This window comes from Desulfothermus okinawensis JCM 13304 (genome assembly GCF_054654515.1).
In genome coordinates, this window is sequence record NZ_BAAIEW010000026.1 from 1 (window position 1) to 16,499 (window position 16,499).

15 protein-coding genes, 1 tRNA gene and 1 other RNA gene are annotated in these 16,499 nt (G+C 34.5%); 13 read left to right on the forward strand and 4 right to left on the reverse strand.

Annotated elements, in window-relative coordinates; all coding sequences use genetic code 11:
* Positions 1 to 35 precede the first annotated feature (35 nt).
* Together ACYQ0O_RS10245 and ACYQ0O_RS10250 are read right to left on the reverse strand one after the other, a co-directional pair.
* Positions 36 to 1,163, reverse strand: a complete 1,128-nt coding sequence (locus ACYQ0O_RS10245; protein ID WP_459892731.1) for a glycosyltransferase — start codon at positions 1,161 to 1,163, stop codon at positions 36 to 38.
* 121 nt (positions 1,164 to 1,284) lie between these two features.
* Positions 1,285 to 1,971, reverse strand: coding sequence for a hypothetical protein (locus ACYQ0O_RS10250; RefSeq protein WP_459892733.1), 687 nt, complete (start codon positions 1,969 to 1,971; stop codon positions 1,285 to 1,287).
* A gap of 1,011 nt (positions 1,972 to 2,982) precedes the next feature.
* Between ACYQ0O_RS10250 and ACYQ0O_RS10255 the strand changes: the two genes are divergently transcribed.
* From ACYQ0O_RS10255 to thiE, 12 genes are all read left to right on the forward strand, one after another.
* Positions 2,983 to 3,073, forward strand: a tRNA-Ser gene (locus tag ACYQ0O_RS10255).
* 6 nt (positions 3,074 to 3,079) lie between these two features.
* Positions 3,080 to 3,177, forward strand: an RNA gene (ffs, locus tag ACYQ0O_RS10260) — signal recognition particle sRNA small type.
* A 121-nt stretch (positions 3,178 to 3,298) separates the two neighbouring features.
* A complete protein-coding gene (gene serS, locus ACYQ0O_RS10265; RefSeq protein ID WP_459892735.1) occupies positions 3,299 to 4,579 on the forward strand; it encodes a serine--tRNA ligase in 1,281 nt (426 codons plus the stop codon).
* A gap of 2 nt (positions 4,580 to 4,581) precedes the next feature.
* On the forward strand, positions 4,582 to 5,136 hold the full coding sequence (locus ACYQ0O_RS10270; RefSeq protein WP_459892737.1) for a D-glycero-alpha-D-manno-heptose-1,7-bisphosphate 7-phosphatase: 555 nt from the start codon (positions 4,582 to 4,584) through the stop codon (positions 5,134 to 5,136).
* Position 5,137: 1 nt separating this feature from the next.
* A complete protein-coding gene (locus ACYQ0O_RS10275; RefSeq protein WP_459892739.1) occupies positions 5,138 to 6,895 on the forward strand; it encodes an ABC transporter ATP-binding protein in 1,758 nt (585 codons plus the stop codon).
* A 6-nt stretch (positions 6,896 to 6,901) separates the two neighbouring features.
* Positions 6,902 to 8,272, forward strand: a complete 1,371-nt coding sequence (locus ACYQ0O_RS10280; RefSeq protein ID WP_459892741.1) for a LysM peptidoglycan-binding domain-containing protein — start codon at positions 6,902 to 6,904, stop codon at positions 8,270 to 8,272.
* 24 nt (positions 8,273 to 8,296) lie between these two features.
* Positions 8,297 to 9,592 (forward strand): NfeD family protein, encoded by a 1,296-nt coding sequence (locus ACYQ0O_RS10285; protein ID WP_459892743.1) that lies wholly within the window; start codon positions 8,297 to 8,299, stop codon positions 9,590 to 9,592.
* 25 nt (positions 9,593 to 9,617) lie between these two features.
* Positions 9,618 to 10,382, forward strand: a complete 765-nt coding sequence (locus ACYQ0O_RS10290; RefSeq protein ID WP_459892745.1) for a slipin family protein — start codon at positions 9,618 to 9,620, stop codon at positions 10,380 to 10,382.
* A 76-nt stretch (positions 10,383 to 10,458) separates the two neighbouring features.
* Positions 10,459 to 10,719, forward strand: a complete 261-nt coding sequence (locus tag ACYQ0O_RS10295; protein WP_075069377.1) for a hypothetical protein — start codon at positions 10,459 to 10,461, stop codon at positions 10,717 to 10,719.
* 35 nt (positions 10,720 to 10,754) lie between these two features.
* Entirely contained in the window at positions 10,755 to 11,237 is a 483-nt protein-coding gene (locus ACYQ0O_RS10300) for a helix-turn-helix domain-containing protein (RefSeq protein ID WP_459892747.1), read from the forward strand.
* Positions 11,237 to 12,319: a nicotinate-nucleotide--dimethylbenzimidazole phosphoribosyltransferase gene (gene cobT / locus ACYQ0O_RS10305; protein ID WP_459892749.1), complete on the forward strand. Its 1,083-nt coding sequence runs from the start codon at positions 11,237 to 11,239 to the stop codon at positions 12,317 to 12,319. Before ACYQ0O_RS10300 ends, cobT begins: the two co-directional genes overlap by 1 nt.
* Positions 12,320 to 12,325: 6 nt before the next feature.
* Positions 12,326 to 12,991 (forward strand): thiamine phosphate synthase, encoded by a 666-nt coding sequence (gene thiE / locus ACYQ0O_RS10310; protein ID WP_459892751.1) that lies wholly within the window; start codon positions 12,326 to 12,328, stop codon positions 12,989 to 12,991.
* On the opposite strand, the gene ACYQ0O_RS10315 is transcribed toward thiE, so the two are convergent.
* A complete protein-coding gene (locus ACYQ0O_RS10315) occupies positions 12,963 to 13,508 on the reverse strand; it encodes a hypothetical protein (protein WP_459892753.1) in 546 nt (181 codons plus the stop codon). The two genes, thiE and ACYQ0O_RS10315, sit on opposite strands and share 29 nt — an antisense overlap.
* Positions 13,509 to 13,833: 325 nt before the next feature.
* On the opposite strand from ACYQ0O_RS10315, the gene ACYQ0O_RS10320 reads away from it, so the two are divergent.
* Positions 13,834 to 14,508, forward strand: a complete 675-nt coding sequence (locus tag ACYQ0O_RS10320) for an adenylate kinase (RefSeq protein ID WP_459892755.1) — start codon at positions 13,834 to 13,836, stop codon at positions 14,506 to 14,508.
* A 30-nt stretch (positions 14,509 to 14,538) separates the two neighbouring features.
* Here ACYQ0O_RS10320 and ACYQ0O_RS10325 read toward each other — a convergent pair whose 3' ends face one another.
* The gene (locus ACYQ0O_RS10325; protein ID WP_459892757.1) at positions 14,539 to 16,494 is read right to left on the reverse strand and encodes an acetoacetate--CoA ligase; all 1,956 of its coding nucleotides are present in this window, start codon (positions 16,492 to 16,494) and stop codon (positions 14,539 to 14,541) included.
* Positions 16,495 to 16,499: the final 5 nt, after the last annotated feature.

The following is a 16,499-nucleotide window of genomic DNA, read 5'->3' on the forward strand; positions in this document are numbered from 1 at the left end:
AATGAAACTTGTTAGTTAGGTTTAAAGATAAAATCTCAATTATCTATCAAACCAAATGCCTTTAGATATGCATCTGTAGCATTTTTTATAGTATAAGGCCTTGCAGCTTTTTTTAGAAAATTAGCAGGTAAAGGATTTTTTATAACTTCAATGATTGCTTCTGCCATGTTTTTATAATCCCTTAGAGGTACTAAAGGTCCGTATTTTCCATTTTGTAATATCTCTCTAGATCCACTTGGACAATCTGTAGATATTGCAGGAGTTCCCAGGGCTAAAGCCTCTATAAGACTAACAGGCAGGCCTTCCCACAAAGAACTTAAAACAAAGACATCAGCATGAGCCATATATGGATAAGGATCATCTTTAAACCCTAAAAAATCTACAAATCTTTCAATATCTAATTCCAAAGCCAATCTTTTAAGAGACTCTATTTTTTTCCCTTTTCCTAAGATTATTAACCTACTGTCAAAAACGTCTTTTACAATTTTAAAAGACTTAATTAAGGTTGGAAAATCTTTTCTCATACAAAGCTCACCAACTCCAATAATTATAGGACAACGTTTATTTTTATACCAAGGATGATCTGGAATAGGTAAGGTATTGATGTTGTTAATCATGGAATCATCAATTACAGGTGAAGGTACAACTGATATATATTTGGGATTTAACCCTGTATATCTTGTTATATCTTCTTTAACTCCCATGCTTGGAACAAGAACTTTATCTGCATATTTATAAAGTCTTCCAATGGAGTTTCTTTGAATTAGTCTATCTAAAAAACCTCTTGAATTAAGATTAATAGAAACCGTTGTCCCTATCCTTACAAATACCTTGGTGGGGATTTTAAAAAGAAGTTTACATAAGATAGCCAAACGATTCACCCGGTCTTTATCAGTAAATAGAATATGAGGAGTATTTGACTTTAAATAGTTTGTTAATTTAAAAAAAGAGGAATAAACATGAGAAGTATTAAATTCCAATACCCTAACATTGTCATGCGCTTCTTTTAAATATGGTCCATGATCTTTTATTTTGAGTAAGTCTACCTTATATCCCATTTGAGCTAAATGAGATATAAGATTTTTTGAAATCCTATCTACTCCACTATGACCTGATGTAGCCAAAAAAACAGAAATTTTTATTGTTTTTTCAGATAACTTCATAATCTCCATATTTCTTTGTAAAATTTTTAAAACATATCAAAATAAATACAATGAAAAAATCTCTTTTAAAATAATTTTACACATATTTTCGCCTTGTGTTTTATTTATTTATTTATTCTTTCTACTCTTCTATTTTAAGAAGTATTAAAGGACCATGTTTTTTGGTATTAAAGGTATATAATTTCTTAAGATAAAGTTTATATCCTGTTGAAGTATTTATTTTTTTTAAATCGCTGGATGTTGCTACATAATAGTCTATGTTCCTATTTATTAATAAATTAGTAGACAGCTCCTTTGATGATATTCGTAATTCTGAAGGGAAACAAACAGGGCCTGGAAAATTAATATTTGCATAAAAATAGATTATGTTAGTCCTCTTAATGGAACTTCCTACCCTGATGATCTTATTTTGTTTATCAATTTTACTAATTTTATATCCAATCTTTCTATATATAATTTTATCTGGATTTTTTGTTTTCAGGAAATTTTGGGGGAATGTAACTAAAAATATAATGATACAAAACAATATAATTGAAAATTGTGAGATTTTGCTAAAATTATTAGCAATAAATTTAATAAAAGCATCAATTACATATCCCATAAATATAAAGCTAGGAAATAGTATTAGAACTATATAACGATTTGTTATTGCCCAATCATATAAAGTCTGTAAATATAATATAATGAGTCCACAAATAAAACATAAGAACAAAAAATTGACTTTTATATCTTTTTTTAACGATTGTTTAGCTAAATAAATTCCTATAAGTGTAATAACAAAAAAAGGAAGATAGAATGCTTTAGCCATAGATGTAATTAATGCCCCCAATGCAACCCACCATAGTAGATTTTTAGTATTAATAAAAAAATAGTTAAATCCAAAACCTGTATCCCAATCTTCAAATTTCTTAAGTATTTCTCGTAATGATTTGTAATTATAAATTAAATATTTGATTCGGATTACTATTTTTTTGTAGGGCAGTATATCTAAAACTGAAATATTTAAATACAACGAAATTATAATCAAAAATGTTGTGATAATAAAAAATAATATTGTAATAGAAAATAAAATTTTTATTCTGTTTTTATTTATAATTATAGATAATAATATAGATATAAAAAAATACGTTAAACATTCTACCCTACACCATGCTCCTAAAAGAAACGATATAAGACTAAGAACCAAATGATAAAAATATTTTTTTTCTAGATATGAAATAAAAAAATACAATCCTGTTAAAGCAAAAAACCAATATACAGGGCCTCTTATCACGTAATAAGATAAAACTGCATAAGACGGAATGCATGCCCATATGATTAAAATTATAAAGGATATTTTTTCATTAAAGAATTTTTTACAAAGAAAATATAAAGGACAAAAACTAAGAATACTGAAAAAAAGGGAGGTTAGTTGACCTGATAACACCCAATTATGAATAATTTTATAAAAAAAGGCAACAAGTATAGGATATAAAGATAAATAAGAGTAACACGAACTTATAGAATCAAATTTACCGTAATAAATAGATTTAGCCTGTTGTATATAGCAATTAGCTCCATCTGGATTGATCACTGGGTTATTATAGAGTGAATAGATTCTTATAATTATTGCAAGTGCAATGGAGATTGAGAGATAGAGTATTGAAATTTTGTTTTTTTTGAAGAAACTTAGCATAAACTATCTGTTGATATGTTGAATAAAGTCCGCAAATAATACAAAGCAAAAAGTTAGTCAACAATAAGAAGTTCATAGTTTGAATTTATGAAAACTTTTACTTGTCAAACGAAAAAATTTATACTAAAAGAGCTTTTTGTCTTCGGAGAGGTGTCCGAGATGGCCGAAGGAGCACGATTGGAAATCGTGTGTACCGGAAATACCGGTACCGAGGGTTCGAATCCCTCCCTCTCCGTATAGATTTAAGGAGCCAGACGGCAGAGGCGCTGTGAACCCCGTCAGGCCCGAAAGGGAGCAGCGGTAGCAGGTCTGCCTCTGGGTGTCTGGTTCCTTATAAAAAGGGGACACATATATATGTGTCCCCTTTTTCTTTGGGTAAGTTTCTAGACAATGAATAGGTTCTTTGTTAATTTCCACTTAGCTTTGTAAGAAAGACAAAAATTTTCCCAGGAGAGTCAATATGTTAGATTTAAAATTCATTCAAAAAAATCCAGAAATTGTCCAGGAAGCAATTAGAAAGAGGAGGATGGATTTAGATATCAAAGACTTTCTCAATCTTGATAATAAAAGAAAGTCAATAATTCAGGAAGTAGAAAAACTTAGAAATCAACTAAATACAGAATCTAAGGAAGTTGGCAAACTAAAGTCAAAAGGCGAGGACGTATCTGATAAGGTTAAAGAGCTCTCTGTAATTTCAGATAGAATCAAAGAATTGGAAAAAGAAAAAAAGGAGATTGAAAAAGAACTATTTGACTTTAGGGCAAGGATTCCAAATATTCCTGCTCCAGATGTGCCAGAAGGAGACAGTGACCAGGACAATATAGAAATAAACAAATGGGGCACTAAACCTGAATTCAATTTTGATCCTAAACCACATTGGGAGGTGGGAACAGACCTCAAAGGATTGGATTTTGAAAGGGCTGCAAAGCTAGCTGGTTCCAGGTTTGCCCTGTATTTTGGGTGGGCAGCGAGGCTTGAAAGGGCCCTTATCAATTTCATGTTAGATGTACAGACCAGGGAAAATGGATATACAGAGGTATTACCCCCATTTCTGGTAAATGCTGATACAATGTTTGGAACCGGGCAACTTCCTAAATTTGAAGAAGACCTTTTTAAAATCACGGATTGGAATTATTATTTAATTCCAACAGCTGAAGTACCTGTTACAAACATATACCGAGACGAAGTATTGGACGAAGATGAACTCCCAATTGCATATACAGCCTATACTCCATGTTTCAGATCAGAGGCAGGATCATATGGTAAAGACACAAAAGGACTTATCAGGCAACATCAGTTTAACAAAGTAGAGTTGGTGAGATTTGTGCATCCAGACAAGTCCTATGAACAACTTGAATTACTACTTTCCCATGCAGAATCAATTTTACAAAAACTGGGACTTCATTACCGGGTGGTGATATTGTGTACAGGAGATCTTGGTTTTTCTGCCGCCAAGACATATGACATTGAAGTGTGGTTGCCTGGTCAAAACACATACAGGGAGATATCCTCTTGTTCTAATTTTGAAGATTTTCAGGCAAGACGTGCCAACATTAAATTTAAGCCCAAAAACTCTAAGAAAAAAGAGTATGTCCATACCTTAAATGGATCGGGCCTTGCTGTTGGCAGGACCCTTGTTGCAATACTTGAAAATTATCAACAAGAAGATGGGTCAATTATTATACCTGATGCACTGAGACCGTATATGGACGGAGTCCACAAAATTTCTCCAACGGAATAAAAATGGTAAAAATAAAAAATCTCCTTTTAGATAGAGATGGCACTATCATTGTTGATAAACATTATTTAAAGTCCCCCAATGAAGTAGAATTAATACCTCATGCTGGTTCGGCGCTTCAAAAATTTAGTAAAAAAGGGATAAATCTTTTTATTGTCACAAATCAATCTGGAATAGGTCGTGGATATTATAATGTAGAAGATTTTTTTAAAGTACAAAAGAGGCTTTATGATATTTTAAATAGCTATAATGTTGAGATAAAGGATACAGAATTTTGTCCCCATCTACCTGAAGATAAATGCAAATGTAGAAAACCTGCAACAGGAATGTGGAAAAAATTAAAGAAAAAATATCACTTATCAGAACAGGAAACTGGAATTGTAGGAGATAAGATATGTGATATAAATTTTGGACAAAGGGCGGGACTATCTCTTAAAAGCTTAGTACTTACTGGCTATGGTATCAGTGAAATAAAAAAATATTCAGACATTAAAGCAGATATTATTGCCGATGATTTATTACACTTATATATTTTATTGGAACAAGAAGGTTTAATTTAGTATGAAAAACAAATCTGATAGTTACAAATCAGGATGGTATTATTTTAAAAGGACTCTCTTCTATTTTAAACCATATATTCCACGAATAATTTTATCAATTATTGCCATGATTATTGTGGCTGGTTGTACAGCATATGCTGCATATCTTGTACAACCAGCTCTAGACAAGATATTCATACAAAAGAACAAAGAAGCATTAAAAACTATTCCAGTCCTGGTTATTCTGATTTTTGCCATTAAAGGAATTTTCAGGCTAATCCAGAGTTATCAACTACAATTTTGTGCGATGAAAGTTCTGGAAACACTGCGTAATGAGCTATATCAGAAAGTAGTAAGGCTCCCAATAACTTTTTTTGAAGAAAATCGAGTTGGAATGCTCATGTCACGAATTATAAATGATGTTAATTTGTTGAGAAACAGTGTTCCTGAAATAGTAAATTTAGTAAAGGAGCTATTTACTGTCATTGGTCTTACCTTTGTGGCCTTTTACAGGGACCCATACCTTGCCACATGGGCCATTGTTGTACTGCCACTTGCACTATATCCAATTGTGTATTTTGGCAGAAAGTTAAGAAAACTGGGAAGGAAGAATCAGGAAAAAATTGCTGATATATCAAATATACTTCAGGAGATATTTAGTGGCATAAAAGTGGTCAAGGCCTTTGCAATGGAAAAAAAAGAAACCGAGACCTTTAAGGGTCAAAACCGGAAATTAATAAAAATTGCCCTAAAGAGCATCTTCTATAATTCTCTATCTTCTCCTGTAATGGAGTTTATTGGATCACTTGGAATTGGACTTGTTATTTGGTATGGAGGCACTCAGGTTATAGCAGGACACTCCACGCCAGGAACATTCTTTTCTTTTCTAACTGCTGTGATGATGCTGTATGATCCTGTAAAAAGATTAAACAAATCAAATATGGTACTACAAAGGGCAATTGCAGGCGCAGAAAGGGTGTTTGAAGTTTTAGATTCAGAAGATATCTCAATTGAAGATGAGGGAAACACCCAATTAAAACCCCCTTTTAAAAATCTAAAGTTTATACATGTCTGGTTTAAATATCAAAACACTCCTGACTGGGCACTTGAAGATATAAACCTGGAAATTAGGCCAGGGGAAAAACTGGCTATTGTAGGACCATCAGGGGCAGGTAAGACAACTATAATAAACCTAATTCCAAGGTTCTATGACCCTCTAAAGGGACAGATAATCTTAAACGGACACGACATTAAAGAATATACCCTGAGCTCCCTTAGAAGATTTATTGGAATTGTATCCCAGGAAACTATACTCTTTAATGCATCTATTAGGGACAACATAACATATGGAATATCAGACGTTGATGATGAACAAATTATCCGAGTTGCCAAAATTGCCTATGCCCATGATTTTATATCCGCCCTACCAGATGGTTATGATACAATAGTTGGGGAAAGGGGCGTTAGATTATCTGGTGGTGAAAAACAGAGAATAACAATAGCAAGGGCGCTTTTAAAGGACCCTCCACTCTTAATTTTAGATGAAGCCACAAGTGCACTGGACACAGAGTCTGAGAGGATCGTACAAAACGCACTGGACAATCTTATGCAAAACAGGACATCAATTATCATTGCCCACAGACTTTCCACCATATTAAGCGCAGATAGAATCGCTGTAATGGAAAAGGGGAAAATAATAGATATTGGACCTCACAGGGAAATCCTGAAAAGGTGTGAGCTCTATCAAAAATTGTATGAAATGCAGTTTAAAGATGAATAAAATATGATGAGACGTTTTGTAAAATATATCCTTTTGGCCTTTATTTTCTCATATACAAATTTATTTGCCTCCCCTCCTGTTTTATTTTTTGAAAAAAAAATACACAAACCCAATAAACAGTACACCTTGTACAGGGTAAAAAAAGGAGAACACATCTATTCAATCCTGAGAAAAAAAAAGATTCCTTTAAGTAAATTTGGTGAATATATAGAAAAAATAAAAAAATTAAATCCAAATATAAAAAATATAAATCACCTATACGCAGGTCAGATAATAAAATTGCCAAAAACTCATTATTTTCAATATAACCATAATATAAATGAAATTAAGATACACCCATCATTGAGGCTTTTATCTATAGATGAATTAAGAAAAAAATATCCCTTTTATGAGAAAAAATACATTGTCAAGAAAGGAGACTCTTTAACTAAACTACTCAAAATAATTGGTGGAATCCCTAAAAACTTAATATACAATGAATATTTATTTATTTTTGAGAAACTAAATCCACACATAAAAAACATCAATAAATTGCCAGTAGGTGCAAATGTGACTATACCTACTATATTCAGAAAAATAAAAAAAAATATAAAAAATAAAAACACTATAGTTTATAATAATGTTACACTATCTATATTGGAAAAGTTGGGATTTAAGATATACAAAAAAGATATAGTTGTACTTCCAATTAAAAAGGGATGGATGCAAATTGATACATCCAGATCTCCCCTGCTTGAATATGGAGATAGAAAAAAGATCATCTTATTAAACGACCCTAAGCTCTACTCACAATATAGGGATATTGAAGATCCTGATATATCAATTTGCTTTACCACGGGTTTATCGGTCTATGATGAACTGGTACAATTAAGTAAGTATATAGATAGAATCAAGGTCTGGCCAAAGGGTGAAAATATCATTATAACAGAAAAATTATTTGTAGCAGAATTAAATGGAGATATACAAATAATTAAACACTTTAACTTGCTGAAAAATAATGACATCTCTTATTACATATTTTTCTTAAATAAGAAAAAATGTGGATTTGTCCAGAAAATAGCTTATTCTTTTTTGTCAAAACACAATGTCTTTGTATATTTTTGGTCTAACAGAAAAAAAGATTTTGTATTATATGTAAAAAATGATACTAAAGATATCTATATTCCAAAAATTAAAACAAAAGATAATATCAATTTATTTAAATTAAAAAGTTCACAAGAAAATATCAAAGTAAACATAACAAATGGTATATCCCTTTTCCTGCCTTTGATTAAAGTAAAAGATAGAGAAAATGGATTTATCTATCTCATTGAGGATAATTCACCTGAGTTGGCAGCTATTTTAAGGGCCAGGGGCTACAGATGTTATGTCTATTAAACCCAATAAAAAAGGGAAACTGCAATGAAAAAAATATACATATGTGCAATTATGGTTATTTTTCTATTGTCTGGCCATAGCGCATTTAGCTCAAAAAATACAGTTTCTGCTCTTTATATTCGCATATCAGGGACCATAAATCCTGCTCAGGTTGATCTCCTGGAAAATGGGTATAGAAAAGCTATTTCTGACAATTTTGACCTAATAATAATTGGACTGGATACCCCTGGAGGTCTAGCAAAGTCCATGAGGGAGATGGTTAAGATAATACTTAATTCCCATATTCCAGTAGTAGTCTGGGTTGGACCAAAAGGAGCCAGGGCAGCATCAGCAGGGGTCTTTTTAGTTGCAGCCTCAGATATTGCTTCAATGGCACCTAATACCAGCATTGGGTCTGCTTCTCCAGTTTCAATGGGAGGAAAAGACGTACCAAAGACATTAGAGAAAAAAATAAAAAACGACTTTATGAGCCTAATTAGGTCCATGGCCAGGGAAAAGAACAGAAACTTTTTATGGTATGAGAGGGCCATAGAGAATGCAGAATCCCTAAATGCACAAGAAGCTGTAATAAATAGAGTAATAGATTTAATTGCTCTGTCCCCCAATGATCTCATGGAACAGCTTGGGAAAAGAGGGATTACAAAGAATGGACAACTCATTAAATTCCCAAAAAATGGATACAAGTTAGTTAAGTTCAATCCGTCATTTAGGTATAAATTTCTCTCATGGCTCTTAGACCCACAAATAGCCTATTTACTCCTACTTGGTGGTATTGCAGGACTGTTTTTTGAGCTATCTCATCCAGGGGCAATATTTCCAGGTGTTTTTGGTGGTATATGTCTTTTGCTTGCACTCTACGCCCTATCTGTCCTGCCAACTAATGTGGCTGGACTACTTTTAATATTGTTTGGCCTTGTACTCTTTATACTTGAGGTCAAGGTTATAAGTTATGGATTGCTGACCATTGGAGGGCTTGTGTGCATGTTTTTAGGCTCTACTATTCTATTTAGATTTGAATTTGGGGGTAGTGGTCTATCATATACCACAATATTGCCATCGCTTCTGGGTATTGGTATTTTCGTAATACTGGTTCTCTATCTGGTGACCAAAGTTCAAATTAAACCCAGTGAGCTAGGGATAGATGGTATGATTGGTAAGATTGGAGAGGTAATTGAATGGGAAGGAAACAAAGGTAAAATTAAGGTCAGGGGCGAAATCTGGAAGGCAGAGACAACCAGGGGAAACAATAATCTGTCCAAAGGGATGAAGGTCAGGGTAGTTGGTACCCTTGGTTTGACATTAATTGTTGAACCAATTTAAACTAAAAAAAACAGGAGGATCACCTATGTTTTCATTACTACCAATTTTAATAATAGTTTTTTTATTTCTGGCATCATCCATCAAGGTTATCAATGAGTATGAAAGGGCCGTGGTATTCAGACTTGGAAGGATTTTAAGGGCAAAGGGTCCAGGGCTCATTATTCTAATACCATTTGTGGACAAAATGATAAAAGTATCGCTTAGAATAATTACCCTGGATGTGCCTTCCCAGGACGTAATTACAAAAGATAACGTAAGCGTAAAGATAAATGCTGTAGTGTATTTTAGAGTTGTTGAACCTGTAAATGCAGTGTTAGAAGTTGAAGACTATATGTTTGCCACAACCCAACTTGCCCAGACCACTTTAAGATCAATCTGTGGCTCAGTGGAATTGGACGAAATACTAACACACAGGGACAAAATAAATACACAAATTCAAAGCATCTTAGATGAACACACTGATCCATGGGGTATAAAAGTGACCAATGTGGAACTAAAGCACATAGACCTACCACAGGATATGCAAAGGGCAATGGCAAGACAGGCAGAGGCAGAAAGAGAACGTAGGTCCAAGGTAATCGCTGCAGAAGGTGAATTCCAGGCAGCTGAAAAACTTGCACAAGCAGCTGAGATAATTGCCAAAAGACCAATGGCTCTGCAACTTAGATATCTACAGACCTTAAGGGAAATGTCATATGAGAGTAATGCAAGTACCATACTACCTATTCCACTGGATTTATTTAAAAATTTAATACCCCAAAATAAAATCCAGCAAGGAGATGAGGAATAATAGTTATTGACTAGACTACAAGGGAACATATACTCTGTACTTCAACGAATGAACCCAAAAAACAAGGAGATAGAAAATGGCTGAGAAAAGGTATTGTCCTTATTGTCATCAAGAGATGGAGTATTGGCTAGCACCACCTGAAACTGGATGGGGCTACATTTATGTCTGTTTTAACAACCAATGTGTATTTTATAGAAATTCTTCTGATGCCATTCAAAATAAGGGTGAAGACCAAAGACACTTTGCAGCCAGATATGGGGAAGATCCTGCCAATAACTTTCATCCAATTAATGTACTTGCCTACAATCCATTTGTTAAATTAGAAGAAGAGAAATAGAAAAAACCCGCCTTGAGCGGGTTTTTATTTTTACTATGGATAACAAATTATACACAATTAAAGAACTCTCCTCTATTTTAAATGTACCAGAAAGCACCCTTAGATATTACAGGGATAGATTTGAAGAATTCATTCCAGTAGTTGGAAAGGGAAGAAAAAGGAGATATAAAGAGGAAGCCATTGAGATTTTTAGACAAATAATAAAAGGATACGAAGATGACCTAACAACAAAACAGATTAGAAATAGACTCATAGAAAAATTGTCAACCAGTGAGTCAGAATCAAAACTCAGTAAAGATCATCTGGAAGAGCTACTTAAAAAGCAGACTCAGATAATAGAGCTTTTAACTGAAGATATTCTGCTAAAAAAGGAGATTCAAGGTGAAATGGAGACCTTAAAATCTAAAATAAAAAAGATTGAAAAGGTATTGGTTAAGCTCATCGAGGACTATAAGGGCTTTAAAAATGAACTGAATAAATATATTGATTTTTCAAACAACAAAAAGGAGATTTTGTGATGGAACTGGAAAAAAATTTAAAAGAGATAGTTGAAGCAATTGAACCAATTGATGGTGACATTTTAGAAAAGGCCAGAGAACACACAGCACAATTGGTAATGCCCCCTAGGGCACTGGGCAGGCTGCACGATATTTCAGAGAGGATATGTGCAATTCAAAGGACATTAAATCCTGATGTTTCAAGAAAAAAAGTAATAGTTTTTGCAGGAGATCACGGAATTGTAGAACAAGGGGTTTCTGCATTCCCTCAGGTGGTCTCTCTGGAGATGGTGCGTTGTTTTGTCAAAGGAGGGGCTGGAATTAGCGCAATCACCAGGTTTGTAGGTGCAGAGGTAATGGTTGTGGATATGGGAATAATCCCTGATTTTGTACCTGAAACTCCAGACGAAAAGGCAATATTTAAGGAACTTAAGGTTGGCAAAGGGACAAATAATTTTGCAAAAGGTCCTGCAATGACCAGGGATCAGGCTATCCAATCCATATTAAATGGATTTAATGTTGCAAAAGAAGCGATTTCAGATGGTGTAAAAATAATTGGAACAGGAGACATGGGAATTGGTAATACCACACCTTCTTCTGCCATTGGATGTGTATATACAGGGGAAAGTGCAGAAGTTATGGTTGGTCCAGGCACAGGAATTGACCATGAGGGAATAAAGAAAAAAGTAGATGCCGTTAAAAAAGGGATAGATATAAATAAACCAGATCCCGCAGATCCAATTGATGTCCTATCAAAGGTTGGCGGATTTGAGATCGGCGGTATTGCTGGGTGTATTTTGGCATGCGCTTATCACAAAGTTCCAGTTATGGTAGATGGCTTTATTTCAACAGCTGGTGCTATAATTGCCAAGGCCCTATCTTCAAAATGCGTAGATTATATGTTTGCAGGACACATGTCAGAGGAACCAGGACACAGGATCATGCTAGACTACTTAGGCCTTAGTCCAATTTTAAATTTGGGTATGAGGCTTGGAGAAGGAACAGGCGGGGCACTTTCTATGAATATTGTTGATGCAGCCTGTCATGTATTCAATGAAGTTATGACCTTTGAACAGGCGGGTGTGTCTGAAAAAGAAAAATAGTGAGCTATGAACAAAGAAGATATAAAAAAGTATCTATCACTTTATTTGATTATAAGTAGATCAGCGTGTGGTAAAAGAGATATTTTTTATGTATTAGATAGAGCTATCAAAGGTGGAGTAAGTCTAGTCCAACTTAGAGAAAAGAATATCACTTCAAGGGAATATGTAGACCTGGCAAGAAAGATAAAGGCCTTTTTAGATAAACATGGTATCCCATTAATTATAAATGACAGGGTGGATGTGGCTCTGGCATCAGATGCTCATGGTGTACATGTGGGTCAGGAGGACATCCACCCTTTAGATATAAGAAAAATTGCAGGGAAAAAGCTAATTATTGGCCTTAGTGTAAATACCATTGCCCACGCCCAGGAGGCCAATGAACTGGATGTAGATTATGTTGGTATTGGTCCTGTATTTAGAACACTAACAAAAAAAGACCCAAAACCCACTCTTTATATCCATGGTCTAAAAAATATCTTAAAATCTTTAAAAAAACCATGTGTGGGCATTGGAGGAATAAATCCTGAAAATTGTTATGATGTGGTATTAGCAGGGACTCATGGGGTAGCTGTTGTTTCTGCTATTTGTAGTGCCAATGATCCTTATAATATTGCAAAAAGGATGTATCAAATGATAATTGCAGCTAAGAAAGATACTCAGAGACAAGATTAATACACAATTCTATAAAGTTATCCTTTACTACAGCAAAGGGTCCTTGATTTTTAAATACTGTGTTATTTTTTGCTTGAAATTTTAGTTTATATCTTTCTATCCTCTGTTTTATTATAAAATCTTGTTCCCTATTTCTATTTTCTAGCCTCTTGATTATAGTATTTAAATCAGCAGTTATAAGAATAGTATGTACATTGGCAAAATTTTTTTCAAAAAATGGAACAACTGTCCTGGATACAGACAAAAAATTACAACAATCTTCTTTTATAAGATATTTGGGAATCCCATATAAATTTTCGTAATTCTCCCACCATACCAGAAAAAAACCTTTATTTTTTAAGGTGTTAAATCCTTTTTTACACACATAAAAATTCTCCTCATACTCATCAGGCGGCCTAGTTATATACCTTGTTACAAAATTAACCCTGGCAAAGTCTTTAAAATAAACCTTTGCCTCTTTAATCAAACTATCCTTTCCTGCACCACTTGGACCGCAGATTAATATTATTTTAGTCATATATATTTAATAAAAAGATACTATTATTTGGATGGGAAAACTCATATAAAAGAAAAGAACAGATGTAAACCAAAAATCAACTACATAAAAGTCTTTAAATATAAAAATCAAAAATATAAATAAAAAGAAGACAGTATCCTCTACACTCAAATTTCCAATTTATCTATATGTTACCTAAAAAAATTTTAAACGTTTTTTTATGGCTTTAAAAAGTATTGACAAGCCATAGGTAATATGACTACAACTTTGTGAAAATTTTCTCTAATAAAAAATTCATTTAAAATCAAATGTAGGTCTTTATCAAACAAATTAAGGAGGAGCGAAAATGAACATACTCATTTTTGGACCAAATGGCAGTGGTAAGGGGACTCAGGGATCTCTACTTAAAAAAAAGTTTAACTTAGCCCATATAGAGTCTGGTGCGATTTTTAGGGATCACATAAAAAATGGTACTGACCTTGGCAAAAAGGCCAAAGAGTATATTGACAAAGGAGAGCTTGTGCCAGATGAGATAACAATTCCAATGGTGCTTGAGACCTTAAAAGAAAAAGGAAAGGATGGATGGCTCTTGGATGGTTTTCCAAGGAACATTACCCAGGCCAAGAAGCTATGGGAAGCACTTCAGGAAGCTGGGATGAAATTAGATTATGTGGTTGAAATCAAGTTGGATAGGGAGATTGCAAAAAACAGGATCATGGGAAGAAGACTCTGTGAAAACGATCCAAACCATCCAAACAATATCTATATCGATGCCATTAAGCCAAATGGAGACAGGTGCAGGGTTTGTGGCGGTGCATTAAAAACAAGGTCAGATGATCAGGATGAAGATGCAATCAACAAAAGACATGACATCTATTATGACACTGAAACAGGAACACTTGCTGCTGCATATTTTTTTAAGAAACTTGCAGAAGAGGGTAAGACCAAATATGTTGAAGTAGATGGCTCAAGGGATATTGAGACCATCAAACAGGAGCTTCTCTCCAAGATAGAGGGATAAATAAAAGGGGCCAAATTTGGCCCCTTTTATTTAATCTTCATTTAGCTCGGGGATATTTTTAAAATAATCCAAAGATTCAGGATTTCTTAAGGCATCCTTGTTTTTCACTTCTTCGTTGTGAATTACCTTTCTCACTGCAATTTCCACCTTCTTCATATTTAAAGTATATGGAATGTCTGGTACCTCTATGATCTTATCTGGAACATGACGGGGAGAGGCATTGTTCCTTATTGCCCTTTTGAGTCTGTTCTTTAGATCATCGTCTAGTTTGTATCCTGGATTCATCTTTACAAAGAGTATTACCCTTACATCATTTTTCCAGTTCTGGCCAACTACCAGGCTGTCTTCTATTTCTTCAAATTGTTCTACCTGGCGATAAATCTCAGCTGTGCCAATTCTCACCCCTCCAGGATTTAGGGTTGCATCAGACCTGCCATAAATAATTACTCCTCCCCTGTCATTGATTTCAATAAAATCGCCATGACGCCACACACCAGGATAGACATCAAAGTAGGCACTGTGGTATTTCTTTCCATCTGGATCGTTCCAGAAATAAAGGGGCATTGAAGGAAATGGCGCAGTGCATACAAGCTCACCCTTTTTATTATACACTGGCTTTCCGTTTTCATCATATGCATATACCTTCATTCCAAGGCCCCTACACTGGAGCTCTCCAGAATACACTGGAAGTATTGGATTACCCAGGGCAAAACAACCATTTAGATCCGTGCCCCCTGAAATAGAAGATAACTGGAGGTCTTCTTTTATGGCATCATACACATATTCAAATCCCTCTTCTGGAAGGGGAGATCCTGTGGACAAAACTGCCCTCAGACTTGAGAGATCAAATTCATCTTTTGGACGCACCTTTGCATTTTGCAGGGCTGATATGTAACCTGCACTTGTGCCAAAAACAGAGAGTTTAACATCCTCTGCCATCTCCCACAATACCTTTGGTGATGGATAAAAAGGATTGCCATCGTATAAAACAACTGTTGCCCCTACTGCCAGGGAACTAACTAGCCAATTCCACATCATCCAACCACATGTGGTAAAATAAAAAATCTTATCATCACGTGACAGGTCAGTGTGCAAAATAAGTTCTTTTAAATGATTTATTAAAACTCCACCAGCACTCTGGACCATACATTTTGGCAGACCAGTGGTTCCAGAAGAGTACATAATATAATGGGGGTGTGAAAAAGAAAGTTGAACAAAATCCAGGGATGGATCTGTTTCACTTGATTTAAATTCATCTAAAAACACTCCATTCTTAATACCAGAAATATCTGGATTTTCCTCTAAAAATGGAACCACCACCACTTTTTCCACAGAATCTATTTGTTTTAATACCTCTATTACCCTGGATATGGAGTCTATCTTTTTACCCTTATAGCTATACCCATCAGCAGTAAAGAGTACCCTTGGTTTTATCTGACCAAACCTATCTAAAACCCCCTTGATTCCAAAATCTGGAGAACAGGAAGACCATGTAGCGCCTAGAGATGCAGCAGCAAGCATGGCAATTATGGTCTCAGGGATATTTGGCATGTAACCAACTACCCTATCCCCTGGCTGAATACCCAGCTGCTTTAATGCCTTGGCCACCCTTGCAACTTCCCTGTTAAGTTCCTTATAAGTAAGGGTCCTTTTTTCTCTATCCTCTCCAAAGGCTATTATTGCTAAATGGTCATCATTGTATCTAAGTAAATTTTCAGCAAAATTCATCTTGGCACCAGAAAACCATTTGGCCCCTGGCATCTTGTGAGGATCGTCAACCACCTCATCAAAATCCCTGGAATAAATAATCTTTACAAAATCCCACACAGCAGCCCAAAAATTAGAAATATCTGTAACAGACCACTCCCACAATTCACTGTAAGTAGAAAATGACTTATTAAATCTTTCGTTTACATAAGTTAGAAATTTAAACATATTGGAATTTTTTACCCTATCTTCAGATGGCTTCCAAAGTAATTTGCCCATCTCAT

Coding starts and splice junctions, on each gene's coding strand:
- ACYQ0O_RS10245 (WP_459892731.1), bottom strand. CDS start 1,163: ATGAAGTTATCTGAAAAAACAATAAAAATTTCTGTTTTTTTGGCTACA.
- ACYQ0O_RS10250 (WP_459892733.1), bottom strand. CDS start 1,971: ATGGCTAAAGCATTCTATCTTCCTTTTTTTGTTATTACACTTATAGGA.
- serS (WP_459892735.1), top strand. CDS start 3,299: ATGTTAGATTTAAAATTCATTCAAAAAAATCCAGAAATTGTCCAGGAA.
- ACYQ0O_RS10270 (WP_459892737.1), top strand. CDS start 4,582: ATGGTAAAAATAAAAAATCTCCTTTTAGATAGAGATGGCACTATCATT.
- ACYQ0O_RS10275 (WP_459892739.1), top strand. CDS start 5,138: ATGAAAAACAAATCTGATAGTTACAAATCAGGATGGTATTATTTTAAA.
- ACYQ0O_RS10280 (WP_459892741.1), top strand. CDS start 6,902: ATGAGACGTTTTGTAAAATATATCCTTTTGGCCTTTATTTTCTCATAT.
- ACYQ0O_RS10285 (WP_459892743.1), top strand. CDS start 8,297: ATGAAAAAAATATACATATGTGCAATTATGGTTATTTTTCTATTGTCT.
- ACYQ0O_RS10290 (WP_459892745.1), top strand. CDS start 9,618: ATGTTTTCATTACTACCAATTTTAATAATAGTTTTTTTATTTCTGGCA.
- ACYQ0O_RS10295 (WP_075069377.1), top strand. CDS start 10,459: ATGGCTGAGAAAAGGTATTGTCCTTATTGTCATCAAGAGATGGAGTAT.
- ACYQ0O_RS10300 (WP_459892747.1), top strand. CDS start 10,755: ATGGATAACAAATTATACACAATTAAAGAACTCTCCTCTATTTTAAAT.
- cobT (WP_459892749.1), top strand. CDS start 11,237: ATGGAACTGGAAAAAAATTTAAAAGAGATAGTTGAAGCAATTGAACCA.
- thiE (WP_459892751.1), top strand. CDS start 12,326: ATGAACAAAGAAGATATAAAAAAGTATCTATCACTTTATTTGATTATA.
- ACYQ0O_RS10315 (WP_459892753.1), bottom strand. CDS start 13,508: ATGACTAAAATAATATTAATCTGCGGTCCAAGTGGTGCAGGAAAGGAT.
- ACYQ0O_RS10320 (WP_459892755.1), top strand. CDS start 13,834: ATGAACATACTCATTTTTGGACCAAATGGCAGTGGTAAGGGGACTCAG.
- ACYQ0O_RS10325 (WP_459892757.1), bottom strand. CDS start 16,494: ATGGGCAAATTACTTTGGAAGCCATCTGAAGATAGGGTAAAAAATTCC.